At 65.6% G+C, this 25,514-nt stretch carries 25 protein-coding genes; 17 read left to right on the top strand and 8 right to left on the bottom strand.

The genetic code is table 11. The annotated features are described in order from the left end of the window. The first annotated feature begins 4 nt into the window (after positions 1-4). Positions 5-907, top strand: coding sequence for a succinate--CoA ligase subunit alpha (gene sucD, locus ASF72_RS01955; protein WP_056596103.1), 903 nt, complete (start codon positions 5-7; stop codon positions 905-907). A gap of 146 nt (positions 908-1,053) precedes the next feature. Here sucD and ASF72_RS01960 read toward each other — a convergent pair whose 3' ends face one another. Together ASF72_RS01960 and ASF72_RS01965 are read right to left on the bottom strand one after the other, a co-directional pair. After that, positions 1,054-1,536 carry an SRPBCC family protein gene (locus tag ASF72_RS01960; RefSeq protein WP_056596105.1) on the bottom strand — a complete coding sequence of 161 codons (483 nt, stop codon included), beginning with the start codon at positions 1,534-1,536 and terminating at the stop codon, positions 1,054-1,056. Further along, on the bottom strand, positions 1,533-1,856 hold the full coding sequence (locus ASF72_RS01965) for a metalloregulator ArsR/SmtB family transcription factor (RefSeq protein WP_082178144.1): 324 nt from the start codon (positions 1,854-1,856) through the stop codon (positions 1,533-1,535). The genes ASF72_RS01960 and ASF72_RS01965 overlap by 4 nt, the downstream gene beginning before the upstream one ends. A 189-nt stretch (positions 1,857-2,045) precedes the next feature. Between ASF72_RS01965 and ASF72_RS01970 the strand changes: the two genes are divergently transcribed. The 14 genes from ASF72_RS01970 to ASF72_RS02035 all read left to right on the top strand — a co-directional run bounded on the left by ASF72_RS01970 (position 2,046) and on the right by ASF72_RS02035 (position 17,874). Next, positions 2,046-2,450 (top strand): tautomerase family protein, encoded by a 405-nt coding sequence (locus ASF72_RS01970; protein ID WP_050683961.1) that lies wholly within the window; start codon positions 2,046-2,048, stop codon positions 2,448-2,450. Positions 2,451-2,640: 190 nt separating this feature from the next. After that, on the top strand, positions 2,641-3,645 hold the full coding sequence (iolC, locus tag ASF72_RS01975) for a 5-dehydro-2-deoxygluconokinase (protein WP_050683960.1): 1,005 nt from the start codon (positions 2,641-2,643) through the stop codon (positions 3,643-3,645). Further along, on the top strand, positions 3,642-4,592 hold the full coding sequence (locus ASF72_RS01980) for a Cgl0159 family (beta/alpha)8-fold protein (RefSeq protein ID WP_056596108.1): 951 nt from the start codon (positions 3,642-3,644) through the stop codon (positions 4,590-4,592). Before iolC ends, ASF72_RS01980 begins: the two co-directional genes overlap by 4 nt. A 48-nt stretch (positions 4,593-4,640) precedes the next feature. Further along, positions 4,641-6,569 carry a 3D-(3,5/4)-trihydroxycyclohexane-1,2-dione acylhydrolase (decyclizing) gene (iolD, locus tag ASF72_RS01985; RefSeq protein ID WP_056596110.1) on the top strand — a complete coding sequence of 643 codons (1,929 nt, stop codon included), beginning with the start codon at positions 4,641-4,643 and terminating at the stop codon, positions 6,567-6,569. A gap of 55 nt (positions 6,570-6,624) precedes the next feature. Then, positions 6,625-8,139 (top strand): CoA-acylating methylmalonate-semialdehyde dehydrogenase, encoded by a 1,515-nt coding sequence (locus ASF72_RS01990; RefSeq protein WP_050683957.1) that lies wholly within the window; start codon positions 6,625-6,627, stop codon positions 8,137-8,139. Between the two features lie 40 nt (positions 8,140-8,179). Next, positions 8,180-9,097 carry a sugar phosphate isomerase/epimerase family protein gene (locus tag ASF72_RS01995; protein WP_050683956.1) on the top strand — a complete coding sequence of 306 codons (918 nt, stop codon included), beginning with the start codon at positions 8,180-8,182 and terminating at the stop codon, positions 9,095-9,097. A gap of 28 nt (positions 9,098-9,125) precedes the next feature. Next, positions 9,126-10,139 carry a Gfo/Idh/MocA family protein gene (locus ASF72_RS02000; RefSeq protein WP_056596113.1) on the top strand — a complete coding sequence of 338 codons (1,014 nt, stop codon included), beginning with the start codon at positions 9,126-9,128 and terminating at the stop codon, positions 10,137-10,139. A 43-nt stretch (positions 10,140-10,182) separates the two neighbouring features. After that, the gene (locus ASF72_RS02005) at positions 10,183-11,058 is read left to right on the top strand and encodes a sugar phosphate isomerase/epimerase family protein (protein ID WP_050683954.1); all 876 of its coding nucleotides are present in this window, start codon (positions 10,183-10,185) and stop codon (positions 11,056-11,058) included. Further along, positions 11,055-12,473 (top strand): sugar porter family MFS transporter, encoded by a 1,419-nt coding sequence (locus ASF72_RS02010; protein WP_056596116.1) that lies wholly within the window; start codon positions 11,055-11,057, stop codon positions 12,471-12,473. Before ASF72_RS02005 ends, ASF72_RS02010 begins: the two co-directional genes overlap by 4 nt. Positions 12,474-12,743: 270 nt before the next feature. Continuing rightward, on the top strand, positions 12,744-13,739 hold the full coding sequence (locus ASF72_RS02015; protein ID WP_157370870.1) for a substrate-binding domain-containing protein: 996 nt from the start codon (positions 12,744-12,746) through the stop codon (positions 13,737-13,739). Between the two features lie 54 nt (positions 13,740-13,793). Continuing rightward, the gene (locus ASF72_RS02020) at positions 13,794-14,837 is read left to right on the top strand and encodes an ABC transporter permease (RefSeq protein ID WP_050683952.1); all 1,044 of its coding nucleotides are present in this window, start codon (positions 13,794-13,796) and stop codon (positions 14,835-14,837) included. 12 nt (positions 14,838-14,849) lie between these two features. Beyond that, positions 14,850-15,752 carry an ATP-binding cassette domain-containing protein gene (locus tag ASF72_RS02025; protein ID WP_056596119.1) on the top strand — a complete coding sequence of 301 codons (903 nt, stop codon included), beginning with the start codon at positions 14,850-14,852 and terminating at the stop codon, positions 15,750-15,752. Between the two features lie 33 nt (positions 15,753-15,785). Further along, positions 15,786-16,781, top strand: a complete 996-nt coding sequence (locus ASF72_RS02030) for a Gfo/Idh/MocA family oxidoreductase (protein WP_056596122.1) — start codon at positions 15,786-15,788, stop codon at positions 16,779-16,781. 52 nt (positions 16,782-16,833) lie between these two features. Continuing rightward, entirely contained in the window at positions 16,834-17,874 is a 1,041-nt protein-coding gene (locus tag ASF72_RS02035) for a Gfo/Idh/MocA family protein (protein ID WP_050683949.1), read from the top strand. A 33-nt stretch (positions 17,875-17,907) separates the two neighbouring features. On the opposite strand, the gene ASF72_RS02040 is transcribed toward ASF72_RS02035, so the two are convergent. Next, positions 17,908-18,381 (bottom strand): MarR family winged helix-turn-helix transcriptional regulator, encoded by a 474-nt coding sequence (locus ASF72_RS02040; RefSeq protein WP_050683948.1) that lies wholly within the window; start codon positions 18,379-18,381, stop codon positions 17,908-17,910. Positions 18,382-18,531: 150 nt separating this feature from the next. On the opposite strand from ASF72_RS02040, the gene ASF72_RS02045 reads away from it, so the two are divergent. Continuing rightward, positions 18,532-19,770 carry an MFS transporter gene (locus tag ASF72_RS02045; protein WP_056596125.1) on the top strand — a complete coding sequence of 413 codons (1,239 nt, stop codon included), beginning with the start codon at positions 18,532-18,534 and terminating at the stop codon, positions 19,768-19,770. A gap of 88 nt (positions 19,771-19,858) precedes the next feature. On the opposite strand, the gene ASF72_RS02050 is transcribed toward ASF72_RS02045, so the two are convergent. From ASF72_RS02050 to ASF72_RS02070, 5 genes are all read right to left on the bottom strand, one after another. After that, positions 19,859-20,932 carry a LacI family DNA-binding transcriptional regulator gene (locus ASF72_RS02050; protein ID WP_056596128.1) on the bottom strand — a complete coding sequence of 358 codons (1,074 nt, stop codon included), beginning with the start codon at positions 20,930-20,932 and terminating at the stop codon, positions 19,859-19,861. 61 nt (positions 20,933-20,993) lie between these two features. Next, on the bottom strand, positions 20,994-21,887 hold the full coding sequence (gene iolB, locus ASF72_RS02055; RefSeq protein WP_056596130.1) for a 5-deoxy-glucuronate isomerase: 894 nt from the start codon (positions 21,885-21,887) through the stop codon (positions 20,994-20,996). A gap of 19 nt (positions 21,888-21,906) precedes the next feature. Continuing rightward, positions 21,907-22,647 carry a GntR family transcriptional regulator gene (locus ASF72_RS02060; protein ID WP_050683945.1) on the bottom strand — a complete coding sequence of 247 codons (741 nt, stop codon included), beginning with the start codon at positions 22,645-22,647 and terminating at the stop codon, positions 21,907-21,909. A 210-nt stretch (positions 22,648-22,857) separates the two neighbouring features. Next, positions 22,858-23,781 (bottom strand): matrixin family metalloprotease, encoded by a 924-nt coding sequence (locus ASF72_RS02065; protein WP_050683944.1) that lies wholly within the window; start codon positions 23,779-23,781, stop codon positions 22,858-22,860. Positions 23,782-23,812: 31 nt separating this feature from the next. Next, positions 23,813-24,997 (bottom strand): VIT1/CCC1 transporter family protein, encoded by a 1,185-nt coding sequence (locus tag ASF72_RS02070; protein ID WP_442854146.1) that lies wholly within the window; start codon positions 24,995-24,997, stop codon positions 23,813-23,815. Positions 24,998-25,227: 230 nt separating this feature from the next. Here ASF72_RS02070 and ASF72_RS02075 point away from each other — a divergent pair, with 230 nt between their 5' ends. After that, complete coding sequence (locus tag ASF72_RS02075; RefSeq protein ID WP_056596132.1) at positions 25,228-25,452, top strand: hypothetical protein; 225 nt, start codon at positions 25,228-25,230, stop codon at positions 25,450-25,452. Positions 25,453-25,514: the final 62 nt, after the last annotated feature.

The following is a 25,514-nucleotide window of genomic DNA, read 5'->3' on the forward strand; positions in this document are numbered from 1 at the left end:
GACAATGTCTATCTACCTCAATAAAGACTCCAAGGTCATCGTCCAGGGCATCACCGGCGGCGAAGGCACCAAGCACACCGCCCTGATGCTCAAGGCCGGCACCAACATTGTTGGCGGCGTCAACGCCCGCAAGGCCGGCACCACGGTCCTGCACGGCGAGAAGGAAATCACCGTCTTCGGCACCGTCAAGGAAGCCATCGCCGAAACCGGCGCAGACGTCTCCATCGTCTTCGTTCCGCCGGCATTCACCAAGGACGCCGTTGTTGAAGCCATCGAAGCCGGCATCGGCCTTGTAGTGGTCATCACCGAGGGTGTTCCCGTCCAGGACTCCGCAGAGTTCTGGGCCCTGGCCCAGTCCAAGGTGGACGCAGAAGGCAACCAGGTCACCCGCATCATCGGACCTAACTGCCCCGGCATCATCACCCCCGGCGAAGCCCTCGTGGGCATCACCCCGGCAAACATCACCGGCAAGGGCCCCATCGGCCTGGTATCCAAGTCCGGTACGTTGACCTACCAGATGATGTACGAACTGCGCGACCTGGGCTTCTCCACCGCCATCGGCATCGGCGGTGACCCCGTCATCGGTACCACGCACATCGACGCCCTGGCCGCGTTCGAAGCCGACCCCGAGACCAAGGCCATCGTGATGATCGGTGAAATCGGCGGCGACGCCGAAGAGCGTGCAGCCGATTACATCAATGCCCACGTCACCAAGCCCGTTGTGGGCTACGTGGCCGGGTTCACCGCTCCCGAAGGCAAGACCATGGGCCACGCAGGCGCCATCGTCTCCGGCTCGGCCGGCACCGCCCAGGCCAAGAAGGAAGCCCTCGAGGCCGCCGGCGTAAAGGTCGGCAAGACGCCGTCCGAGACCGCCACGCTGCTGCGCGAAGTCTTCGCAGCCCTCTAGGTTCACAGCACAGAGCGCGGGGCCATCTGCCATCCTCTTGGACGGCAGGTGGCCCCGCGTTTTTGTTTAAGTACGACGGCGGTCCGGTCACCTTCCCAGCGGAGGTGGCCGGACCGTCGTCGTACGCTGGTCCGTGCCGCTGGCGCCTAGACTTTTGCGCCGCTGAGCAGCTCGTCCAGGCGTTCGTAGCCCTCCGTCATGCCGCCCTCCATGCCGGACTGCGCCATGCCGTCGCGGGCCTCTAGGGACGGATAAACCGAATGGCCCCTCAGCCGGGTACGGCCGTTCCCGAGGTCCTCAAACGTCATGAACTCGATGCTGACCACGTCAGGGTAGCCGCCGAATTCAAACGTCTGGATGGCGAACTCATTTTCCCTGACGGTATGGAAAACGCCGCTGAACTGGTATGCCACGCCGTCGGGCCCTGTGTGCAGGTAGCTGTAGCTCCCGCCGGTGCGGAAATCGTAGTGGTCGATTTTCATCTTGAGCCCGCGCGGCCCGAGCCACTGGGCGATCAGGTCCGGCTCCTTGTGCGCGCGGAAGACATCGGCGACGGGGAAATCAAACTCCCGCTCGGAGTCGATGAAGGGCAGGCCTTCGGGGATTGTGAGGTTGAGTGGATTGCTCATGATGGTTCCTTCTCCTGGGTGCCGCGGCTGGCGGCGTTGGTTTGGAGTACGGCGTCCAGGCTGCGGAACTGCGCCTCGCGGACCAGCCTGTACTGGTCGATCCACGCGGTAAGCGCCTCGAGCCGTGCGGGATTCAGATGGACGGGCCGTCGTTGGGCGTCCCTGCTGCGGGTGACAAGCTGCGCCTGCTCAAGCACCTGGATGTGACGCGAAACTGCCTGCTTGGAAATGTCGAACGGTTCCGCGAGTTCGTTCACTGTGGCCGCCCCCCGGCTCAGCCGGGCGATGATGCCGCGCCGGACGGGATCCGCCAGGGCCATAAAGGCCGAGTCGAGAGCTTCGTCCCTGGCGTCCACTGGAACCTGCCTTCTAATCAACTGATTTGTTTATCAACTACTTGATTGATTAAGAGTACGCCCGGCGGTGGACCATCGCAAGGGTTTCGAGCCTTGTGGCAATCAGGGTAAGTTTGTTAGTATGTCAGTACAAACTTTGCTGAAGGAGAAAAGGTGCCACTGGTACGCATTGATGTTAATGAAGGACGCAGCCGCCAGGATCTGCAGCGGCTCAGCCGCGGGATCCACGACGCCATCCTTGGCGAGTACGGCATTCCGGAGCGGGACTATTTCCATATCCTGACCGAGCACCCTGCAGGCCAGATCGTTGCCCAGGATGCCGGCCTGGGCTTCGAGCGGACCGGGGGAGTGGTGATGATCCAGATCTTCACGCAGGGCGGCCGTTCGCAGGAGGCCAAGCAGCGGCTGTTCGCTGCCGTGGCCGGAAAGCTCGCCACGGTGGGTGTCGCCGGTGAGGACGTTTTTATCGGCTATGTGGAAAATACGGCCGGCGACTGGTCGTTTGGATTCGGCCGCGCGCAGTATGTCACCGGCGAATTGGCGGTCCCGGCAAAGTAGGTCGGCGGCGGGGCCGGTGGACTTTTCCGGCCGCCGAAATGTTTGTTGTAAGCATGTCAGTACAAACCTTTGACAGGACATTCGATCTAAGGCAAAGTAGTGCGTGTGGCCCCCGCCACGGCCTGCCAGTTCCGGAGCTCCTGCAGTTTCAGAGGTCCAGAGTTTCACACCAGAAAGGTCCACGATTACCGTGACCCATGAGCTTCTTACGATCGGGCGCATCAGCGTTGATATCTACCCGAACGATATCGGGGTGGACCTGGAGGACGTTACGTCCTTCGGGAAGTACCTTGGTGGATCGCCGTCGAATGTGGCAGTTGCTGCTGCGCGGCATGGCCGGAAGGCCGGGGTGATCACCAGGACGGGCGATGACGCGTTCGGTAACTTCCTGCACCGTGAGCTGCATAAGTTCAATGTGGACGACGCCTTTGTCTCCCCGGTACCGGATCTTCCCACGGCCGTGACGTTCTGCGCGATCAAGCCGGCCACCGACGAGTTCCCGCTGTACTTCTACGGCCGGTTCCCCACCGCGCCGGACCTCCAGATCGAGGCCTCCGGGCTCGACCTTGACGCCATCCGCGATGCCGGGATCTTCTGGTCCACGGTGACCGGCCTGTGCCAGGAGCCCAGCCGCAGCGCCCACGCCGCCGCCCACGAAGCCCGCCCCCGCACAGGCCTGAAGGAGGGCCAGTTCACCATCCTGGACCTCGACTACCGGCCCATGTTCTGGGCATCTGAAGAAGAGGCCCGCTCGGAGGTCGCAAAGATCCTGCCGCACGCCACCGTGGCGATCGGCAACGACAAGGAATGCGCTGTCGCCGTGGGCGAGGGCACCCCGGATGAGCAGGCCGACCGGCTGCTCGCTGCCGGCGTCGAAATCGCCGTGGTCAAGCTTGGCCCGGAGGGTGTGATGGCAAAGACCCGCACGGAGCGTGTTGTCTCCGCCCCGGTTCCCGTGGAGACCGTAAACGGGCTCGGTGCCGGCGACTCGTTTGGCGGTGCCTTCTGCCACGGCCTGCTCTCCGGGTGGCCGCTGGCTGAAGTCCTGGATTACGCCAACGCTGCCGGGGCCATCGTCGCCTCGCGGCTGTCCTGCGCCGATGCCATGCCGACGCCGGACGAGGTCACCTCGCTGCTGGCCGAACGCGGACGCCTGGTCCCCGGCCGGTTCGCCACCGAAGGAGCAACGCTGTGACCGTCACGTCCGTCTCCACCACCGCGGTCGATGATGATCCCCGCCGCTACGCGCACCTGAGCACCCTGCGGTTGGAAGACCCGGACGCTGTGGCCCGCGCCGCGAAGGCCCGGCGCCGCCACCCCGGCCTGAAATACGGCCGGCAGAACTTCATCGTGGCAGCGGACCATCCGGCCCGCGGCGCCCTGGCCGTTGGTCCCGACCCGGTAGCGATGGCGGACCGCCGCCTGCTGCTGGACCGGCTCCAGATCGCCTTGGCCAACCCGGCCGTTGACGGGGTGCTGGCCTCCCCGGACATCATGGACGACCTGCTGCTCCTGGGCGCACTGGAGGGCAAACTCGTTTTCGGTTCGATGAACCGGGGCGGCCTGGCCGGCCTGGTCAACGAGCTTGATGACCGTTTCACCGGCCACACCGCTGCGGCGCTGGCGGCTCTGGGTGCTGATGGCGGGAAGATGCTGACCCGCATCTGCCTGGGCGACCCGGACACGGTGGTTACCCTCGAGGCCACGGCCAAGGCCATCGACTCCCTGGCCGAACGCAGACTCATCGCCATGGTGGAACCGTTTCTGTCGGTCCGCGACGGGCAGGGCCGGGTCCGCAACGACCTGTCTGCCGACGCCGTGGTCAAATCCGTTGGCATCGCGCAGGGCCTGGGCTCCACCAGCGCCTACACCTGGATGAAGCTGCCCGTTGTGGCCGACATGGAACGCGTGATGGCGGCCACCACGTTGCCCACCGTCCTGCTGGGCGGGGACCCTGCCGGGACCCAGGACGAGGTGTTTGCCACCTGGCAGGCAGCGCTGGCGTTGCCCGGCGTACAGGGCCTGACAGTGGGCCGCACCTTGCTCTACCCGCAGGACGGCGATGTGGCAGGCGCCGTTGCGGCCGCCGCTTCCCTCCTGCACCACACCACATCAGTCCACACCGCCGAAGCATCGGAGTAGGCCCTCATGGCAACCATCACAGGAACCGGGACAACAGGTTCCCGCCGGATGACGGTGGCGCAGGCCGTCGTCGAATACCTGTCCAAGCAGTACACCGTCGATTCCGTCAACGGCGTGGACTACCGCGAACGCCTGATCCCGGGGACCTTCGGCATTTTCGGGCACGGCAACGTGGCCGGTGTTGGGCAGGCGCTCAAGCAGTACCAGCACCTTGACCCCGCCATCATGCCCTACTACCAGGGCCGCAACGAGCAGGCCCAGGTCCACCAGGCAGTGGGCTACGCCCGGCACACCCGGCGCCGCCAGACGTTCGCCATCAGCACCTCGATCGGCCCCGGCTCCTCGAACCTGCTGACCGGCGCCGCCCTGGCCACCACCAACCGGCTCCCGGTCCTGCTGCTGCCGTCCGACACCTTCGCCACGCGCGCCGCCGACCCGGTCCTGCAGCAGCTCGAACAGCCCTACGCGTATGACCTCACCGTCAACGACGCCTTCCGGCCGCTGTCCAAGTTCTTCGACCGGGTGACCCGCCCGGAGCAGCTGTTCTCCGCGTTCCACCACGGCCTGCGCGTCCTGACCGACCCCGCCGAAACCGGCGCCGTCACCATCTCCCTGCCGCAGGATGTCCAGGCCGAGGCCTTCGACGTCCCGGAGGAGTTCCTGGCCGAACGCGAATGGCGGATCCGCCGCCCCGAAGCAGACGACGACGACATCCGCCGCGCCGTGGCGGCCATCCGCGCGGCCAAGCGCCCGCTGATCATCGCCGGCGGCGGCGTCCTGTACGCCTACGCCAACGAGGAACTCGCGAAGTTCGCCGAACTGACCGGCATCCCGGTGGGCAACACGCAGGCCGGGGTCGGCGTCCTGCCATGGGACCACAAGTTCTCCCTTGGCGCCATCGGCTCAACCGGTACGACGGCGGCAAACGCCATCGCTGCCGAAGCCGACCTGATCATCGGGATCGGAACCCGCTACGAGGACTTCACCACTGCATCCCGGACAGCCTTCGCGAACCCGGACGTCAGGTTCATCAACATCAACGTGGCAGCCATCGATGCGTACAAGCACGGCACGTCCCTGCCGATCGTCGCGGATGCCCGCAAGGCACTGGTCAAACTCAACGCAGCCCTGGGCGGCTACCGCGTGGGCGCCGACCTGGAAGCGCAGGTCGCAGCGGAGAAGAAACGCTGGGACGCCACCGTGGACGAAGCGTTCGCCCAGGACTACGCGCCGCTGGTCAGCCAGAACGCCATCATCGGCGCCACCAACAAGGCGATGGACCCCCAGGATGTGGTGATCTGCGCTGCCGGGTCACTGCCGGGGGACCTGCACAAGATGTGGCGGGTCCGTGACCCGTTCGGCTACCACGTGGAATACGCGTACTCCTGCATGGGCTACGAAATCCCCGGCGGCCTGGGCGTGAAACGTGCCGCCCTGGCCGAAGCCGCGGCCGGCGGCGCGGACCGCGACGTGGTGGTCATGGTGGGCGACGGCTCCTACCTGATGATGCACACCGAACTCGTCACCGCCGTCGCCGAACGGATCAAGCTGATTGTGGTCCTGATCCAGAACCACGGCTACGCCTCCATCGGTTCCCTGTCCGAGTCCCTGGGGTCCCAGCGCTTCGGGACCCAGTACCGGGTCCTGGACAATGAGCAGCATTCGTTCGACGACGGCGAGATCCTGCCTGTTGACCTTGCCTTGAACGCCGAATCCCTGGGCGTGAAGGTCATCCGGATCGAGCCGGGCGAAAAGGTCATTGCCCAGCTCGAACAAGCCATCGGGGACGCCAAGGCCGCCCCCGAACGCGGCGGACCCATCCTGATCCACATCGAATCCGATCCGCTCCTGGACGCCCCATCCTCCGAGTCCTGGTGGGACGTTCCCGTATCCCAGGTCTCCGAACTGGACTCCACCAAAGCGGCCTTCCAGACCTACGTCGAGCACAAGAGCCGGCAACGCACATTCCTCGGCTGAACCCGGCCGGCAGCACTTCAGCATACGAACCTCCCACCACTCAAGGAAGAGTCCCATGACGCTCACCTCCACGCAGACCACCACCATCAACCACTTCATCAACGGCGCCCAGACCGCCGGCGTTGGCACCCGCACCCAGCCGGTCTACAACCCGGCCACCGGTGCCGTGTCCGGCGAACTCCGCCTGGCCAACCGTGCCGACCTGGACACCACCGTCGCCGCCGCCCGCAAGGCCGCGGACAGCTGGGGCGACATCTCCCTGGCCAAGCGCACCGCCGTGCTCTTCAAGTTCCGTGAGCTCGTCGCCGCGCACGTGGACGAACTCGCCGAACTGATCACGGCCGAACACGGCAAGGTCCTTTCCGACGCCAAAGGCGAGATCGGCCGCGGCCTGGAAGTCATCGAGTTCGCCTGCGGGATCCCCACCCTGCTCAAGGGCGACTATTCCGACCAGGTCTCCACCGGCATCGACGTCTTCTCTTTCCGCGAACCCCTCGGCGTGGTCGCCGGGATCACCCCGTTCAACTTCCCCGTGATGGTTCCGCTCTGGATGGCACCCATGGCCATTGCCACCGGTAACGCCTTTATCCTTAAGCCCTCCGAACGTGACCCCTCCGCCTCGATGCTCCTCGCGAAACTCTGGAAGGACGCCGGCCTTCCCGACGGGGTCTTCCAGGTCCTGCACGGCGACAAGGAAACCGTCGACGGCCTCCTGACCCACCCCGACGTGGACGGCATCTCCTTCGTCGGCTCTACCCCGATCGCCCAGTACGTCCACGAAACAGCGACCAGGCACGGCAAGCGCGTCCAGGCCCTCGGCGGGGCGAAGAACCACGCCATCATCATGCCCGACGCCGACCTTGACAACGCCGCCGACCACCTCGCTGCCGCTGCCTTCGGTTCCGCCGGGGAACGCTGCATGGCGATCTCCGTGGCCGTCGCCGTTGGCGACGCCGCCGACGCACTGGTCAGCAAGGTCCAGGAACGCGCCGAAGCCGTCAAGGTCAACAACGGCACCGCACCCGACGCCGAAATGGGCCCGGTCATCACCCCCGCCTCCCGGGAACGCATCATCCGGATCGTCACCGAAGCCGAAACCGCCGGCGCCGCCATGGTGGTGGATGGCCGCGACCTCGTTGTCCCCGGCCACGAAGAAGGCTTCTGGGTAGGCCCTACCGTGATCGACCACGTCAACACCGAAATGACCGCCTACAACGAGGAAATCTTCGGACCCGTCCTCGTGGTGGTCCGCGTCCCGGACCTCACCGCCGGCATCAACCTCATCAACGCCAACCCCTATGGCAACGGCACCGCGATTTTCACCTCCTCCGGCGCCCACGCCCGCACCTTCCAGCGCTCCGTGACCGTCGGCATGATCGGCATCAACGTGCCCCTGCCCGTCCCGGTGGCGTACCACTCCTTCGGCGGCTGGAAAGCCTCGCTCTTCGGCGACAAGCACATCTACGGTCCAGAAGGCGTCTCCTTCTACACCCGCGGAAAAGTCGTCACCTCCCGCTGGCCGGAACCCAAAACCGCCTCCGGCGCCTCCTACAACTTCCCCTCCAACTGACGCCCCGGCGCACGTCCCACCAGAGAAAGACACCGCTGTCATGACCGACGTAGAGAACAAACTGATCATCGGCACCGCGCCGGACTCCTGGGGTGTCTGGTTCGCGGATGACCCGCAGCAGACCCCCTGGGAGCGTTTCCTGGACGAAGTAGCCGAGTCCGGCTACAAGTGGATCGAACTGGGCCCCTACGGCTACCTGCCCAACGACCCCACCCGCCTGGCGGAGGAGCTGAAGCAGCGCGACCTGAAGGTCACCGCCGGTACCGTTTTCACCGCCTTCCACCGTGGCCTTGACCAGTGGGAAACCGCCTGGGAGCCGGCCCGCAAGGTGGCGGAACTGACCGCTGCCATGGGTGGCGAGCACATCGTGGTCATCCCGGCCATGTGGCGCGACGACGTCACCGGCGAAGCCGTGGAAAGCGGCGAACTCACCGAAAAGGCCTGGGCCGACTTGTTCGCCGGACACAACCGGCTGGGCAAGACCCTGCTGGAGGACTTCGGCCTGAACCAGCAGTTCCACTCGCACGCCGACTCCCACGTGGGCGCGCAGGCAGACATCGAACACCTGCTCGCCGCCACGGACGCCAAGTACCTGAACCTGTGCCTGGATACCGGCCACGCGGAATACTGCGGTGCCTCCAGCCTTGAACTGATCAAGAACTTCCCGGACCGGATCGGCTACCTGCACCTGAAGCAGATCAACCCGGAGATCCTCAAAAAGGTCAACGACGAGAACATGACGTGGGCGGCCGCCAACCTGGCCGGCGTGATGACCGAGCCGCCCAACGGGCTGCCGGACCTGCGCGCCGTCATCGAAGCCGTGGAAGCCCTGAACCGCCCCATTTTCGGGATCGTGGAACAGGACATGTACCCCGTGGCCTTCGATGTGCCGATGCCCATCGCCAAGCGCACCCGCAACTACCTGCTCTCGTGCGGTTCCCGCACCGTCGTGAACTGAACCCCTACTTACTCCGAAGGACAAAACAATGACTGAATCCCTGCGCGTAGCCGTCATCGGTGCCGGACGCATGGGCGCTGACCACATCCAGCGCCTCAACACCCGCATCCACGGCGCCGAAGTGGCCGCCGTCGTCGACGTTGACCTGGCCCGTGCCCAGGCAGCCATCGAAGGCATTCCCGGCGCCGTGGCCCTGGCCGATGCCGGGGAAGCGCTCAACAACGGCGACGTCAACGCCGTCCTGATCGCCACCCCCGGGTTCCTGCACGAGGACATCCTCCTCAAGGCCATCGCGAAGGACATCCCCATCCTCTGCGAAAAGCCGCTGACCCCCGACGCCGAATCCTCGCTGAAGATCGTCGAAGCCGAAGTGGCGCTGGGCCACAAGCGCGTCCAGGTGGGCTTTATGCGCCGCTTCGACGCCGAGTACGCGTCCCTGGGCAAAATCATCCGCGACCACGAACTCGGTGAGCTGCTGATGCTGCACCACCAGCACCGCAACCCCACCACCCCGCCCGGCTTCACCAACGAGATGCTGATCAACGACTCCGTGGTGCACGAATTTGATGCCATCCGGTTCTTCACCGGCGAGGAAATCACCAGCGTCCAGGTCCGGATGGGCAAGGCCACCAAAAATGCCCCCGCCGGCCAGCACGATCCCCAGCACGTCCTGATCGAAACCGAATCAGGTGTCCTGGCCGACGTCGAAATCTACGTCAACGCCCGGTTCGGCTACGAAGTTGCCACCCAGGCGTCCTTCGAGGACGGCATCGTCAGCATCGGCGGCGACAAGGGACCCTACACCCGCAGCGCCGGGCGCTGGGGAGGCAACATCACGCCCGGCTTCGAAGAGCGCTTCGGCGCCGCATACGACGTCGAAATCCAGGCCTGGGTGGACGCGGCACTTGAGGGCGGCATCGGCGGCCCCACCGCTTGGGACGGGTACGCGACGGCTGCCTGCTGCGAAGCCGGCGTCGAGGCGCAGAAGAACGGCGAAAAGGTTGCCGTCAAGCTCGCGGCCAAGCCGGACCTCTACAACTAGTCCTTCGACCGCCACGCCAACTGATCCACAATGGAGTGTTTTTGTGAAAATCGCCCTTGACCCCACGCCGTACCACCACTCGCACACCCTGCTTGAATTTCCGAAGGTGGTGGCGGACCTCGGCTACAAGTACCTGCAGATGACTCCGCACCAGGACCTGATTCCGTTTTACAACCACCCCAAAGCGGATGATGAACTGGTGGGCCAGCTCCGGAAGGCCTGCCGGGACGCGGACATTGAGATTGCCTCCGTGCTGCCGGTCCTGCGCTGGTCCGGGCCCGACGAGGACGCGCGGGAAGCCGCGGTGCGGTACTGGAAGCGTGCCATCCAGATCACCGTGGACCTCGGCGTCAGCACCATGAACACCGAGTTCAGCGGCCGGCCGGAAAAGGCCGAGGAATCCGAGCGGGCGTTTTACCGCTCCATGGAGGAACTGCTGCCGATCATCGAACGGGAAGGCATCGATCTGCTGATCGACCCACACCCGGACGACTTCGTTGAGGAAGGCCTGGCCGCGATCCGGGTGATCCGGGGCCTGAACTCCAAAAATGTGGGCCTGGTGTACGTGGCGTCGCACAGCTTCCACATGAAGGACGCGCCCCTGGAAATCATGCGGGCAGCGGGCGACAAGCTCCGCCTGGTCCACGTCGCCGACACCATGGACCACCACGCCTCGCACGGGCTGCGCTACATCACCAACCCACCCGGAAACCCGGTCCGGGTGCACCAGCACCTTAAAGTGGGCGACGGCGACGTCAACTGGGACGAGTTCTTCGGCGGCCTGAAGGAAATCGGCTTCCTCGACCGGGACGATACCGTGATGGTCTCCAGTGTCTTTGCGGAGGACGACCACGCGGATGAGGTCTCCCGCTACCAGCTGGACACCATCAACCAGTACATCCAAAAGGTGAGCGTATGACGTCCCCCATCCCCGTGGAGACCACAACCAAACAGCCCGGCAACCACAAGCGGGCGCTCCGGACGGTCACCATCATCTCCACCTTCGGCGGCCTGCTGTTCGGCTACGACACCGGCGTGATCAACGGCGCGTTGCCATACATGCAGGAGGACCTGGGCCTGACGCCGCTGACCGAAGGGCTGGTCACCTCTTCCCTGCTGTTCGGCGCCGCCTTCGGTGCGCTGCTGGGCGGCCGGCTGGCGGACCGGAACGGCCGCCGCAAGATGATCATGGTCCTGGCCGTGGTATTCCTCATCGGCACCCTGGCCTGCACCTTCTCGCCCACCACCGAGGTGATGATCGCGGCCAGGTTCATCCTGGGCCTGGCGGTGGGCGGAGCGTCTGTCACGGTACCCGTCTACCTGGCCGAAGTCTCGCCAAGTGACCGGCGCGGGCGGATCGTCACGCAGAACGAGTTGATGATCGTCACGGGCCAGTTGCTGGCGTTCATCTTCAACGCCTACCTGGGCAACACCTTCGGGGAAGCCGGCGGCATCTGGCGCTGGATGCTGGTCATTGCCACCCTGCCCGCCATCGCGCTGTGGATCGGCATGAACTTTATGCCGGAAAGCCCACGCTGGCTGGCTTCCATGGGCAGCTTCGGGGAGACCCTCAGCGTGTTGCAGCGCATCAGGTCCCAAGCCGAGGCCCGGGCGGAGTTCGAAGAGGTCAAAGCCATGGCTGTGGAGGACTACAAGTCCAAAATGGGCACGTGGAAGGACCTGGGTATTCCCTGGCTGCGCCGCATCTTTTTTGTGGGCCTGGGCCTGGCAGTGATCCAGCAGATCACCGGCGTGAACTCCATCATGTATTACGGCACACAGATCCTGGCGCAGTCGGGCTTCGGCCGTGAAGCCGCGCTGACGGCGAACATCGCAAACGGCGTGATTTCGGTCCTTGCCACGTTTGTAGGCATCTGGTTGCTGGGCCGGGTGGGACGGCGCCGCATGCTGATCACCGGACAGATAGGAACCACCGCCGCCCTGGTCCTGATCGGAGTGTTCTCGCTGATCCTGCCTGAGGGTTCCGCCCGGGGCTTTGTTATCCTGGCCCTGACGGTGACGTTCCTGGCGTTCCAGCAGGGTGCCATTTCGCCCGTAACGTGGCTAATGCTCTCGGAGATCTTCCCGCTGAAGATCCGCGGCCTCGGCATGGGAGCCTCCGCTTTCCTCCTGTGGATCGTCAACTTCCTGGTGGGCTTCGGCTTCCCCCAACTCCTTGCCGCCATTGGCTTGTCCAACACGTTTTTTGTGTTTGCGGTCCTGGGGGTCGGTGCGATCGCATTTGCCGCCAGGTACGTTCCGGAAACCAAGGACAAGAGCCTCGAGGACCTGGAGCACTACTTCCGGAATCTTGTGGTGAAAGAGCGCCAGTAGCCCTTACGACTCTTTTTACAACGCAAAACGGCCGCCCGTCATCCGACGGGCGGCCGTTCTGCGTTCCGTGCCACATAAGGGATAGAGCGCGCTAAAAGTATGCTTCTGAGGTCATTTTCTGCCTTCAAGCCAATTTGCTCACGTAAGTACATACTTATGTCAGTACAAACTCTTGACATGTGTGGTCCCAGTCACCATGATCAATGAAGACGGCAAGCGAACCGGTGCAAGGATGCGCCGGTCCAGCCGGAAAATCGAAGGAGATTTATCGTGAAGACGCTTTCCTGGCGTAAGGCGGCACTCATGGCTGCAGTTGTCCCCATGCTGGCCCTGAGCGCCTGTTCCAGCACCGGAGGCAAGCCGGTTGATGCGGGCAGCAATGCAGGCAGCGGCCAGGTGGCCACGACGGACCGGATAAAAATCGCACTGATCACCCACGCGGCTCCGGGCGATACCTTCTGGGACATTGTCCGCAAAGGGGCTGAAGAAGCCTCGGCCAAAGACAACGTTGAACTCCTCTACACTTCCGACCCGGAAGGCGGGCGCCAGGCCCAGCTGATTGAACAGGCCATTGACCAAAAGGTTGATGGGATCGCCGTCACCCTGGCCAAGCCGGACGCCCTCAAGGATGCGCTGAAGAAGGCAACAGCCGCCGGGATCCCCGTGGTCAGCTTCAACGCCGGCGAATCAGTCTCGGCCCAGCTCGGCGCTTTCACCCACTTCGGTTCCAACGAAAAGCTGGCCGGCGCTGCAGCCGGTGACAAACTCAAGGCCGAGGGCCTGCAGCACCCGATCTGCGTCATCCAGGAACAGGGCCACGTGGGGCTCGAAGCCCGGTGCGCAGGCGTCAAGGAGAAGCTCCCGGAGACCGAGATCCTTTACGTCGCCGGCACGGACATGACCCAGGTTTCCTCCACCGTGACGGCCAAGCTCCAGGCCACTGCGGACGCCGACTCGATCATCGGCCTCGGTGCACCGTTCACGCTGACCATCCTCAAGGCCGTAACGTCCGCAGGCAGCAAGGCCAAGGTGGCCTCGTTCGATATGAACGCCGACCTGGCCCAGAAAATCTCCGACGGCGAGATCCTTTTCACGATTGACCAGCAGCCGTGGCTGCAGGGCTACGGCTCCATTGATGCGCTCTGGCAGAACAAGCGCGGCGGGTTCAAGATCGGTGGCGGACAGCCCGTCCTGACCGGCCCCACCGTCGTTGACAAGGCCGCTGCTTCAGCTGCCCTGACCTTCGCCCAGCAGGGCGTCCGCTAAACAGTTTGTCCACGGGCCCGGGGGAGACCCCGGGCCCGCACGAAGGAGAACATCATGACTCAAACTTTGACCAGGCCGCCCGTAGTGGATGAACGTGTTGGCCGGCGGAATCCGTTGCAGAAGCTGTTGGGCCGGCCTGAGGTCGGTGCCCTCGTGGGCGCGATTGTCCTTTTTGTATTCTTCGCGTCCGTATCCCAGACGTTTATCCAGCCCAACGCGTTTGCGACGGTTTTGTACGGCAGTTCCACGATCGGGATCATGGCGGTGGGCGTTTCGCTGCTGATGATTGGTGGGGAGTTTGACCTTTCCACCGGCGTGGCGGTGATCAGTTCGGCGTTGACGGCCTCGATGTTCAGCTGGTACTTCAGCGTGAATGTTTGGGTCGGGGTGGTCCTGGCACTGGTGGTATCACTGGGGATCGGCTACATCAACGGGTGGATCCTGATGAAGACCAAACTGCCCAGCTTCATCGTGACGCTGGCGACGTTCCTGATGCTGACAGGCCTGAACCTGGGTCTGACCCGGCTGATCGGCGGGGGTGTGTCGTCCCCCTCAATTTCGACGATGGACGGGTTCGCGTCCGCACAGGCCGTGTTTTCCTCCTCGGTGAACATTGGCGGGGTGGAAGTTAAAAACACTGTATTTATCTGGATTGTGCTGGTTGCGGTGGCGTCCTGGGTCCTGCTCCGCACCAAAGTGGGCAACTGGATCTTCGCCGTCGGGGGCGACGAAAACGCCGCCCGCGCCGTGGGTGTGCCGGTCAAAGCCACCAAGATCGGGTTGTTTATGGCCGTGGGATTCTGCGGCTGGGTGCTGGGCATGCACAATCTGTTCGCTTTCGACGCGGTGCAGTCCGGTGAGGGGGTGGGCAACGAATTCCTCTACATCATCGCTGCGGTGATCGGCGGCTGCCTGCTGACCGGCGGGTATGGTTCGGCGGTCGGTGGCGCTGTTGGCGCGTTTATCTTCGGGATGGCGAACAAGGGCATCGTGTATGCGCAGTGGAACCCGGATTGGTTCAAGTTCTTCCTGGGGCTGATGCTGTTGCTGGCCACCATCGTGAACCTGATCGTCAAACGCCGTGCAGAGCTGAAGTAAGGACCCGGATCCATGAATGCCAACAGAATTGACCAGCAGACCCTGCTGCAGAACGAGCAGGACCCGCTCACGCACACCCCGGTGCACCTGTTGTCCCTTGACGCGGTGGGAAAAAACTACGGAAACATCGTGGCCCTTCGCGATGTCACGATGGCCGTGGACAACGGTCGGGTTACCTGCGTCCTGGGCGATAACGGTGCAGGCAAGTCAACGCTGATCAAGATCATCGCCGGCCTGCACCAGCACGACGCCGGGACATTGAAGATCATGGGGGAGGAGCGGAAGTTCACCTCCCCCCGGGATGCCCTGGACGCCGGGATCGCCACGGTCTACCAGGACCTTGCCGTGGTCCCATTGATGCCGATCTGGCGGAACTTCTTCCTCGGCTCGGAACTGACCAGCGGTTTTGGCCCTTTCAAAAGCCTGAACGTGCAACAGATGAAGGACATCACCAAAAAGGAACTCGCGGAGATGGGCATCGACCTGCGCGATGTTGAGCAGCCCATCGGTCAGCTTTCCGGCGGTGAACGCCAATGCGTGGCGATCGCCCGGGCCGTGTACTTCGGTGCGAAAGTCCTGATCCTCGACGAACCCACAGCGGCCCTGGGCGTCAAACAATCCGGTGTGGTGCTCCGCTACATCCTCCAGGCCCGCGACCGTGGGCTGGGTGTCATCTTCATTACCCACAACCCGCACCACGCGTTCCCCGTCGGAGACAGGTTCCTGCTCCTCAAGCGCGGCACCTCGATCGGCTACTACGACAAAAAAGACATCACCCTGGACGAACTCACCGCCCAGATGGCCGGCGGCGCCGAACTCGCCGAACTCGCCCACGAGCTCCAGCAGCTCGGCGGCCACAACGACATCGTCAAGGAAGTCCAGGCCGACGTCGCGGACGTCAACGAACACCGCTGACCGGACCAAAACCCACAAAAGACGGGACACAGTATGCCAATCCGCGTGGGCGTTATCGGCGCCGGCGTTATGGGCGCCGACCACGTCCGGAACCTCTCCACCACCATCAGCGGGGCTGAAGTCACGTTTGTGGCCGACCTCGACGCGGTCCGCGCCGCGGAAGCTGCGCCGCCCACGGCGCGGACCACCACCGATCCCTCCGAGCTGATCAACTCCAGCGACGTGGACGCTGTGGTTGTGGCATCCCACGATTCCACCCACGCAGGCCTGGTGCTCGAATGCTTTGAGGCGATGACCCCGGTGCTCTGCGAAAAACCGCTGGCCCCCACCCTGCTGGAAAGCCGGGACGTGGTGGCGGCAGATCTTGACATGGTGGCGGCAACCGGTGCTTCGCTGCTGTCGCTGGGCTTTATGCGACGCTTTGATCCGGGGTACGTCCTGCTTCGCGAGGCCGTGGCGGCCAGGTCGCAGGGCGAGCCGCTGATGGTCCGCTGCACCAGCCGGACCGCAGCGTCCGGCGCCGGCGCCAGTACCGAATCGGCCATCACCAACTCGGCGATCCATGAACTTGATGTGATTCCCTGGCTACTGGGCTCGCCGATCACCGAGGTGTCCTGGCAGGCAGGCCGCAGTTCCCGGCACAGCCCTGCCGGGCTGCGGGACCCCGCGCTGATGCTGATGCGCACCGGGGACGGGACCATGGTGACCCTGGAACTCTTTCTCAATGCGCAATACGGCTACACCACGGAGTGCGAGGTCGTCTCGGAAGGCGGCACCCTGGCGCTGCCGGAACCGCCGGCCCTTGCCAGCCGCCAGGACGGCCAAACCAGCGCCGGCATCCCGGAAGACTGGCGTCCGCGGTTCGCCGATGCCTATCGGCTGCAGCTCCAGGCCTGGGTATCCGCGCTCCGCAGCGCAGAACCGCCCCCGCTTGCCACGGCCCGGGACGGCCTGAACGCGGCGCTCGTGGCCCAGGCCATGACCCGTTCCCTGCATAGCGACGGCGCCTTCACCAAGGTGTCGTATTGACCGGCCCGGCAGCACGCCGCAGGCGTCCCAAGAACGCCAAGGAGGCGACAGCATGAAAAAAATCGTTTTTGGCCTGGTGGGTGTAGGCCGGATCGGCGTTATGCACGCCACTAACATCGCCGGCCTCCAAGCCGACCTGAACCGTGAGGGAATTGCGTTGGAGCTCCGGCTGACGGACGTCGCGCAGGAACACGCCCGCGCGGTCGCCGACGGGTTGGGGGCAGAGTTTGTGCCGTCCGTGGCTGCCCTGGTCAGCTCGGGCATCCACGGGCTTGTCATCGCCACCGGCACCGGAACGCACCCGGAGCTGATCAAGGCCGGCGTGGACGCGGGCATCCCGGTTTTCTGCGAAAAGCCGGTGGCCATGAACGTCCCTGACTCGCTGCCGGTGCTGGATTACGTCCGGGAACAAGGCGGCGTGGTGCAGATTGGGCATCAGCGCCGCTTTGATGCAGGCTACCTCGCGGCGCGGCAAGCGTACCGGGACGGTGAGCTGGGCTGGATCCATTCCCTGCGCGCCGTGACCTGCGACATGGCGCCGCCGCCCGTTGATTTCCTTGCCACGTCCGGAGGGCTGTTCCGGGATGTCTCGGTCCACGACTTCGACATCCTGCGATGGCTTACCGGCCGGGAGATCACCGAGGTTTACGCCAAGGGTTCCAACAACGGCGACCCCGCCATCGGGGCGGTGGGCGACGTGGACTCCGCGCTGGCCATCGTGACGTTCGACGACGGCACCCTGGGCAGCGTCGCGGCCAGCCGCTACAACGGCGCAGGGCACGATGTCCGGTTGGAGATCCAAGGGTCAGCCGACTCAATGATGGTGGGACTGGATGGCCAGGCAGCACTGAAGTCTGCCGAAGCCGGCGTGGCTTTTCCCGCCGGTGAACCGCACCGAACCTTCGCCGACCGCTTCCATCAGGCATATCGCGCCGAAATGCTTGCGTTTGTGGACCTGGTCCTGGGCCGCAGGGAAAACCCCTGCACCCCCGAGGACGCTGTGGCCGCCTCCAGGGTGGCCGACGCAGCCCAGGAATCCCTGGCTACAGGGGCCCCGGTGCGGCTCGACACTTCCGCAGCCGTCCAGCTGTAACAGCGACACCAGCAGGCTCCCCATAAGTCACGCTTAGGGGGAGTTTTGTGTGCCCGACGGGGACCCGGAGTGCAGCCGGGGGAGCGCGTCCACCAGCGGAGCCAGTTCCGGCACCGCCTGGGCTTCGCCGAGTGCCCGTTCCAGGGTTGCATCGTGGACGGGCCGTGCTTCGGCAAGGAGGCTGCTGCCGCTGCCGGTGAGCTCGGTGTAGATGCCCCGGCGGTCATCGTCGCACAGGATCCTGGTCAGGAGTCCCCGGTCCTCCAGCCGGTTCACCAAGCGGGTGGTGGCGCTGGGACTCAATGCCGTGGCCCGGGACAGTTGCTGCATCCGCATGTGCCAGCCGTCCTGCCGGCTCAGGGCGTCCAGGACGGTGAATTCGACAACGGACAGTTTCGATTCGGCCTGCAGGGATCGTTCCAGCTCACCTTCGATCAGGCCGTGCAGGGCCGCCAGCGTGCGCCACCCCTGCGCCCGGACCTCGACGGCGTCGTCCTTGATGCCCATGGTGTGCTCCTCGCTGCGGCCCGGAAGCTGCTGTTGTGCAGGCAAAATTAGTTGCTTGCGCGGGATAGTTGCTTGTGCAACAATAAATACCGCGCCTGCAACTATCTTAGGCGCCTTTCCACCCAACGTACAGCTCAAAGGAGCACCGCCATGCCTGTTGGCTTGCTAGCACTCGCACTCGGAGGGTTCGGGATCGGACTCACCGAATTTGTCATCATGGGACTGCTGCCTGAGGTGGCGGCGGACTTTGCCGTCAGTGAAGCCGCAGCCGGCTGGTTCATCTCCGGCTATGCGCTGGCCGTGGTGGTGGGCGCCCTCGGACTCACAGCAGCGCTCTCGCGGTTCGACCGTAAACCGGTGCTGGCCGCCCTGCTGGTCCTGTTCATCGCCGGCAACCTGCTCTCCGCCACCGCGCCGGAATACTGGCCCATGATGGCAGGCCGGATCCTCGCGGCCCTTGCCCACGGCGCGTTCTTTGGCATCGGCGCGGTGGTGGCCGCGGACATGGTGGCCCCCACCCGGAAGGCGGCGGCCATCGCACTGATGTTCACCGGGCTGACCGCGGCCAACGTGCTGGGCGTTCCCTTCGGCACCCTGCTGGGCCAGGCTGCAGGGTGGCGGGCAACGTTCTGGGCCATCACAGGCATTGGGGTGATCGCCCTGGCCGGCATCCTGCTCCTGGTTCCCAAGACGTCAGGGGCGCCGGCGGAAGCCAGCGGCCTCCGCGGGGAGCTGCAGGCCTTCCGTTCCGGCCAGGTCTGGCTGTCCATCCTGGTGACCATCCTCGGCTACGGCGGCATGTTCGGTGCCTTCACCTACATCGCCTACACACTGACCGAGGTCTCAGGATTCGCCGCCAGCACCGTGCCGTGGCTCCTGATCGTCTTCGGAGTGGGCCTGTTTGTGGGAAACACTGTGGGCGGCCGGGCGGCCGACCGCAATGTGGACCGCACCCTTGTGGTGGTCCTGGCCGTCCTGTCCGTGGTGCTGGTGGCCTTCGCGCTGACGGCCGGCAACCAGGTACTGACCGTGGTGTCCCTGGTGCTGATGGGCGGCTTTGGCTTTGCCACGGTTCCCGGCCTGCAGATGCGCGTGATGAAGTACGCCAGCACTGCCCCCGCCCTGGCCTCGGGCGCCAATATTGGCGCGTTCAACGTGGGCAACGCCCTGGGCGCTTGGCTGGGCGGGGTCACCATCAGCGCAGGGCTGGGCTACACCTCACCCATCTGGGCCGGCGCCGGCATCACCATCCTGGGGTTGGGCGTGATGGCGTTTGCAGCAGCCGCCGCCAAGCGGGGCAGCGCCAAGGGCGCGGGGGACAGTGCGGGGGAGGTTCGTGACGCCGGAGTAGTCGCCAGCGAAGCGGACGACGGCGGCCCGCACCAGTGAATCCCGCGCGACGCCGGCCAGCTGGCTGGCGGGGCCGCAGACCTGGCCGCAACCCGGCGCTGACCGGGTAGCCCGGCGGGCCCCGGCTTCAGCCTTTCTGCAGCTCGTCCGGCGGCAGCCCTCCCGGCAAAGGTTTCCCGGCGGCGGGATCCGACGAACGGCGTACCAGCAGTGCAGGCTCCAGCTTCCGGGACACGGCCGGAACGCCAACCCCGCCGGCACCATCGATCCGGTCGAGCATGGCCCGGGCCGCCAGCCGGCCGAGTTCGCCGGGGTGCTGGTCGATCGATGTCAGCCCGATCAGGGGTGACGCCGCCACCTCGATGTTGTCGCACCCCACCACTGCCATATCTTCCGGCACCCGCAGCCCCGCCCCCGCGAGTGCTTCCATTACGCCGATCGCCGTGAGGTCGTTGTGCGCGAAGACGGCCGTGGGCAGCTCGGCCCCGGTAGCCAGGAACTGCTCCATCACGGTCCGGCCACCGCGCTCGGTCATGTCGCTGTGGATCAACAGGGGCGGCAGGCCATGGTCCTTCATGGCGTGCAGGTACCCTTCGCGGCGGGCGGTGTAGGGGATCCACTCCGAGATGTCCACATGGGCGATCCGGCGGTGCCCCAACCCGTACAGGTGCTCCACGGCCATAACGCCGGACCGGAAGTCGTCTGTCATCACAGAGCCCACGCCCGGCAAGCCGAGGTCCCGGGTGATCACCACGGCATCCGTCCCCCGAAGCGCTGCTGCCAGTTCGTTCGCAGCACCCGTGTAGCCGGCCAGGATCACGCCGTCCACGCGGAGGTCAACAAAGTTCCTGACCGCTTCGATCTCGGTCCGGGGATCGGCGGATCCCACCGCCACCATCACCTGGTTGCCGCTGTCCACCAAGGCTTCGGTGATGCCGTCGTAGATGTCGGCAAAAACGGAGTTGTGCAGGTCAAGGAACAGCACTCCGAGCGTCCTGGTCCGGCGGCTGGCAAGCCGGCTGGCCAGCCTGTTCGGCGAATAGCCAAGGGCGCTGGCGCTGGCCTCAACCGCGGCCCGCCTGGCCGGCGAGACTTTGGGGGAATCCCGCATCACCAGCGAGACCAGGGCACGGCTTACCCCGGCGTCGCGCGCCACGTCCGCCATGGTCGCGGGCCGGCGGGCGCCGGAAGTCTCTTTCACAAGACTCCACTATGCCATTGCGGCCAGGTACCCCGCCGCGGCAGCAGGGGCATGGCAGGGTTCAGGCGCCGAACGGCAGCCGGGGGTCCACATCCTGCGCCGCCCAGCCCTGGCGGACCCAACCATGGTGCGGGTCATCACTGATGAGCCATTCCCGGACCGGGCCCGGACCGGCCATAACGTTGAGGTAATAGAGGTCGTAGCCGGGGGCAGCCATGGCCGGGCCGTGCCAGCCGTAAGGGACCAGCACCACGTCGCCGGTGCGGACCTCGGCGGAGACGTCGATGGGCCGCTCGTCCGAGGCGTAGACCCGCTGGTAGCCGATCGCGTCGGCGTCCGCCGGTGCTGCGGAGCCGGCCGCAACCCGGGTTTCGAAGTAGTAGATCTCCTCGAGGGACGTTTCGCCGTCCTTTTCCTCATCGTGCTTGTGCGGCGGGTAGGAGGACCAGTTGCCGGCGGGTGTGAGGACTTCGCAGACGATGAACCGGTCCGCTTCCAGGGCGGCGGGCGTGCCGAAGTTGTGCACCTGGCGTGAGCAGTTGCCGGCCCCGCGCAATTCCACGGGGGTTTCAGCCGCCGTCACCAGCCGCGTGGGGTAGCCGGCACCGGCGGGGGCTGTTGCCACGGCCACCCGGCCGCCGTCGGCCGAGGTAATGCTCACTTCCCGCGCCGTGCCGGAGTAAAGGACGTCGCTGGGGCCATGGAACACCGACCCGCGGCCGGCCAGGTGGTACTTGGTGCCGTCAACCGTGACGCTGAAGGCGCCGTTGAGGGGCACCACAATGCGTTCCTCGTCCGCCGCAGGGAGAACGACGGCGGTGCCCGCGGCCAGCGTCGCAACCTTCAGGCCCGTATGCGCCCAACCGGCAACGGACAGGACGGAATCGGACGTGCCGATCGAAACGTCCCACGGGCCGTCGGCGGCGGTACCCAGGGGATAGACCCAGTTGGTCATGGGGATTGCTCCTAATAAATCAGCGCTGTACGAGTGTCATTTCGAAACTGTAGGAATCGGCGCGGTACACGTGGTGCCCGGTTTCAACCCGCCTGCCGGTGTCATCCACTGCGGTGCGTTCCATGGTCACCAGTGCGTGGCCGGCTTTGGTGTCCAGCATCGAGGCCTGGTATTCATTGGCGATCATGGCGCCGATCCGCTGATTGGCCAGCCGGAAGTTGACGCCCCCGCGGCGCAGCACGGCGTAGAGGCCCTCAGCTGCCAGCAGGGCTTCGTCCATGCCCACAATGTCGTCGCGGACCCAGTTTTCCATCAGGGCCAGGGGTTTGCCCCCGACTTTCCGCAGCCTGGTGAAGTGGTAGACCTTGGAGCCGGCCGGCAGCTGGAGCGTGGCCAGGGTGGCTTCGTCCGCATCCACGTGGGAAAAGCTCAACACATCAGTGGTGGGTTTTTTGCCGTTGTTGGTGAGGTCATCAAACAGGCTGGACAGTTCCAGCGGCCGGCGGACCTGGCTGGAGACCACCTGGGTGCCGACGCCGCGTTTGCGGACCAGCAGGCCCGAGCGGACCAGTTCGTCCATGGCCTTGCGCATGGTGGGGCGCGAAAGGTTCAGTTGGGCTGCCAGGTCGATCTCGTTGTCCAGCCGGCTGCCCGGTTCGAGGATGCCGCTGTGGATGGCGGCCTCAATTCCCTGCACCACCTGGTGGTAGAGGGGCACGGGAGAGGAGCGGTCGATGCTGACACCCAGGTTGTTCGCCACGGTACGTTCCTGTTCCTTGGTTGCGGCCGGACGCCGTGCGGCGGTGGCTGCAGGCGGCTGCTTTGCCGGTATATGTTCTCTTGATAGGACATAGTTTCTTCCCTGATGGTAGCAGGGACGGACGGCGGGTCAAGGCCTGCCCTGCCGGTGACCAGGCAATTTGACCTGTCGTGACATCAGGACTTTTCCAGGACATGCCACCAGGGCGGGTTAGAGGTCCTTGCGGCAGGCAGCCTTGCTGAGTTCATACAGGCCGTTGCGGTCGCCGTCGGACAGGCCTTCCGGGGTGCCGATCTCCGGATACATCAGCTGGGCGGGGTCATCAACGTGGTCCAGGCCCATCACATGGCCCAGCTCATGCAGGATGACGGCGGTGGCGTATTTGTCGCCGTCAGGGTTGAGCAGTTCATCGGCGATCTGCGGGGCGTCAAGGTCCAGGCCTCCGGTCACAAAGGTCTTGGGGCCGCCGTCGAAACTGAAGTGGGTGCTGCCCCCGGTGCCGATCACGGGACCCTTCAGCTGCGGCGCCACCTCGGGGGTGGTCCACGCGATCAAAAGCGGTGCCCAGCGGGCGCCGTACCCGTCGGGTTGGAACGGCGGCCGCTGCGCCGACGGCTGCTCGTCAGTGGTGCCGTCGTAGACAAAAGAGATGCCGGTTGCTGCCGAAATGGTCTCGATGGCCCTCGGCACCAGCTCGGCCGCACCGTCGGGTTCGAGGTCCGTGTTGACCACATAGTGCAGAGGGCGGCAGGGGGAGTAGCCCACAGGTGTGCCGTCCCCGTTGACCAGCAGGAAATGGTAGGCATCGCTTCCGACGGCGGGCGGGGCCGGGGTGAGGAGCGGTTCGGCTGCCTCCTCGACGCCGGCAGGCGGGGCCGCAGTACTGACCTCTGCGGCCGGCGGGGCTTCGGCGTCGCCCGGCACGGCGCCTTCGCCCGGTCCCGCGCCCTGCCGAGTGCCGGGCCCGATCCGGAGGTCCAGGAACTGCTTGACCCGTGGATCGTCCAGCACCACTGCGGCCCCAAAAACGCCCGCCACGCAAAGCCCTGCGACCAGCACCAGCCGGTAGCGTGGTCGCGGCGTCCCGCTGCGGCCCGACGTGGGCTCCGCATGGCGTGGGGGCCGGCGCTGCATGGTCAGCCTTCCGTCGTTGGATGCACCAAAGCTAGCCCACCACGGTGCCGAAGGCGAGCCCCAGGACGTAGGTGACGGCGGCGGCACCGAGCCCGATGCCCAGCTGGCGCAGCCCCCGGGTCAGCGGCGACGTCCCCGAAAGCAGTCCCACGATGCCACCGGTACCCAGCAGGGCAAGGCCCACCAGGGCGCCCGCCACAACCAGCGTAGCAACTCCGGTCAGGCCGAACAGGAACGGCAGGATGGGAATGATGGCCCCGGAGGCAAAGAAGCAGAAGCTGGAGAGGGCGGCGCCCCACGCAGTGCCCACGGCCTCGTGTTGGTCCTCTTCCGCCGGCTCTTCCGGGTGCAGCGAAAGGCTGGGGTCGCAGTCGCAGGAGAGCTGTCCCATCCGCTCGGCCACCCGGTGTTGGGCTGCTTCCTGGGACATGCCGCGGGCCAGGTAGACCAGCAGGAGTTCGTTGTGTTCCAAGTCGAGCTTCGGTGCTGCAGCCAGGGTGACCTGGGTGGGCCGGGTGGCGTCAAGCAGTTCGCGCTGGGACCGGACGGAGATGAACTCGCCTGCACCCATGGACATGGCACCCGCAAGGAGCCCGGCGATGCCGCTGAGCAGCACCACGCTGCTGGCCACGCCGGATGCGGCCATGCCCATTACCAGCGAGAGGTTGCTGACCAGTCCGTCGTTGGCCCCGAAGACGGCAGCCCGGAAGGTGCCTGCCAGCCGGTTGCGGCCGCGGGTGGCCAGTCCGCGGACCACTTCCTCATGGATCTGTTCGTCAGCGGCCATGGCTTCGGTGGCGTTGGGGTCCTTGGCGTAGGGCGAGCGGCCCTCGGCCCGCTGGGCGAGTGCCAGGACAAAGACCGAACCGAAGTGGCGGGCCAGGAAGCCCAGCAGCTGGCTGCGGACCGATGCCGGCCGGGTGCGGCCCGCGTTGTCCCCGAGCAGGCCCAGCCAGTGCGCTTCGTGCCGGCCTTCCGCTTCGGCCAGGGCCAGGAGGATGGCCCGCTCCTCGCCCTGGCGGTTCTGGGCCAGGTCGCGGTAGACGGCGGCCTCGGCCCGTTCGTCGGCGAGGTACTGGCGCCAGCGCCTGATGTCGGCGGCCGACGGAACCGGGGTAACCGGGGTTTCCGGGGTGCCCGCGGGTCCGGCGGGGGCCGGTTGGTGATTGGGTGTGGCGTGCTGCGGCACGGAGGACTCCTGGGCTGGATGGGGCACGGTTTCGGCTCCATTGCCACGCCAGTTTACTGCGGATTTCCGCGGTTTTTCGGCTGGCAACCCTAGCTCCGGGGTTTCGGTCCGCCGTAACTTTTCCATCAGGTGGGGAAGCCGCCGGCACGCCAGCCGGGGACCCCTTGACCGCCCCCGGGCGTGGTGCTGAGATGAAATGGGCGGCGCGGCCGGCGCCCACCCGATGTGCCACACCGTCAATCAGTGGAGGTTCTGTGATGAGCACCAGCGGACAGCACCCGGACATGCCGCACCTCGACGCCGTGGAGGCGGACCCCGCTTACGACTATGCCGGGGAAACGCCCGCCGGCGCCGCCCTGGACCCGGAAGATCCCTTCCCCGATGCGGAAGAGCCCGCGGTCCGGTCCCGGCCGGTCAACGACGCCGAAGACCGGGAGGTCCCGATGGACCCGGACGAAGTCCGCGGGGACGAGCAGGACTGACCCGGCAGGACTGCCACGTGCGGGACCAACCGGGCAGGACTGACGACGGCGGCACCTCCTTC

The sequence above is a fragment of the Arthrobacter sp. Leaf141 genome, from assembly GCF_001424565.1.
Taxonomy (GTDB): domain Bacteria; phylum Actinomycetota; class Actinomycetes; order Actinomycetales; family Micrococcaceae; genus Arthrobacter.

Coding starts and splice junctions, on each gene's coding strand:
- sucD (WP_056596103.1), top strand. CDS start 5: ATGTCTATCTACCTCAATAAAGACTCCAAGGTCATCGTCCAGGGCATC.
- ASF72_RS01960 (WP_056596105.1), bottom strand. CDS start 1,536: ATGAGCAATCCACTCAACCTCACAATCCCCGAAGGCCTGCCCTTCATC.
- ASF72_RS01965 (WP_082178144.1), bottom strand. CDS start 1,856: ATGGCCCTGGCGGATCCCGTCCGGCGCGGCATCATCGCCCGGCTGAGC.
- iolD (WP_056596110.1), top strand. CDS start 4,641: ATGACGGTGGCGCAGGCCGTCGTCGAATACCTGTCCAAGCAGTACACC.
- ASF72_RS01990 (WP_050683957.1), top strand. CDS start 6,625: ATGACGCTCACCTCCACGCAGACCACCACCATCAACCACTTCATCAAC.
- ASF72_RS01995 (WP_050683956.1), top strand. CDS start 8,180: ATGACCGACGTAGAGAACAAACTGATCATCGGCACCGCGCCGGACTCC.
- ASF72_RS02000 (WP_056596113.1), top strand. CDS start 9,126: ATGACTGAATCCCTGCGCGTAGCCGTCATCGGTGCCGGACGCATGGGC.
- ASF72_RS02010 (WP_056596116.1), top strand. CDS start 11,055: ATGACGTCCCCCATCCCCGTGGAGACCACAACCAAACAGCCCGGCAAC.
- ASF72_RS02020 (WP_050683952.1), top strand. CDS start 13,794: ATGACTCAAACTTTGACCAGGCCGCCCGTAGTGGATGAACGTGTTGGC.
- ASF72_RS02025 (WP_056596119.1), top strand. CDS start 14,850: ATGAATGCCAACAGAATTGACCAGCAGACCCTGCTGCAGAACGAGCAG.
- ASF72_RS02030 (WP_056596122.1), top strand. CDS start 15,786: ATGCCAATCCGCGTGGGCGTTATCGGCGCCGGCGTTATGGGCGCCGAC.
- ASF72_RS02035 (WP_050683949.1), top strand. CDS start 16,834: ATGAAAAAAATCGTTTTTGGCCTGGTGGGTGTAGGCCGGATCGGCGTT.
- ASF72_RS02040 (WP_050683948.1), bottom strand. CDS start 18,381: ATGGGCATCAAGGACGACGCCGTCGAGGTCCGGGCGCAGGGGTGGCGC.
- ASF72_RS02045 (WP_056596125.1), top strand. CDS start 18,532: ATGCCTGTTGGCTTGCTAGCACTCGCACTCGGAGGGTTCGGGATCGGA.
- iolB (WP_056596130.1), bottom strand. CDS start 21,887: ATGACCAACTGGGTCTATCCCCTGGGTACCGCCGCCGACGGCCCGTGG.
- ASF72_RS02065 (WP_050683944.1), bottom strand. CDS start 23,781: ATGCAGCGCCGGCCCCCACGCCATGCGGAGCCCACGTCGGGCCGCAGC.
- ASF72_RS02075 (WP_056596132.1), top strand. CDS start 25,228: ATGAGCACCAGCGGACAGCACCCGGACATGCCGCACCTCGACGCCGTG.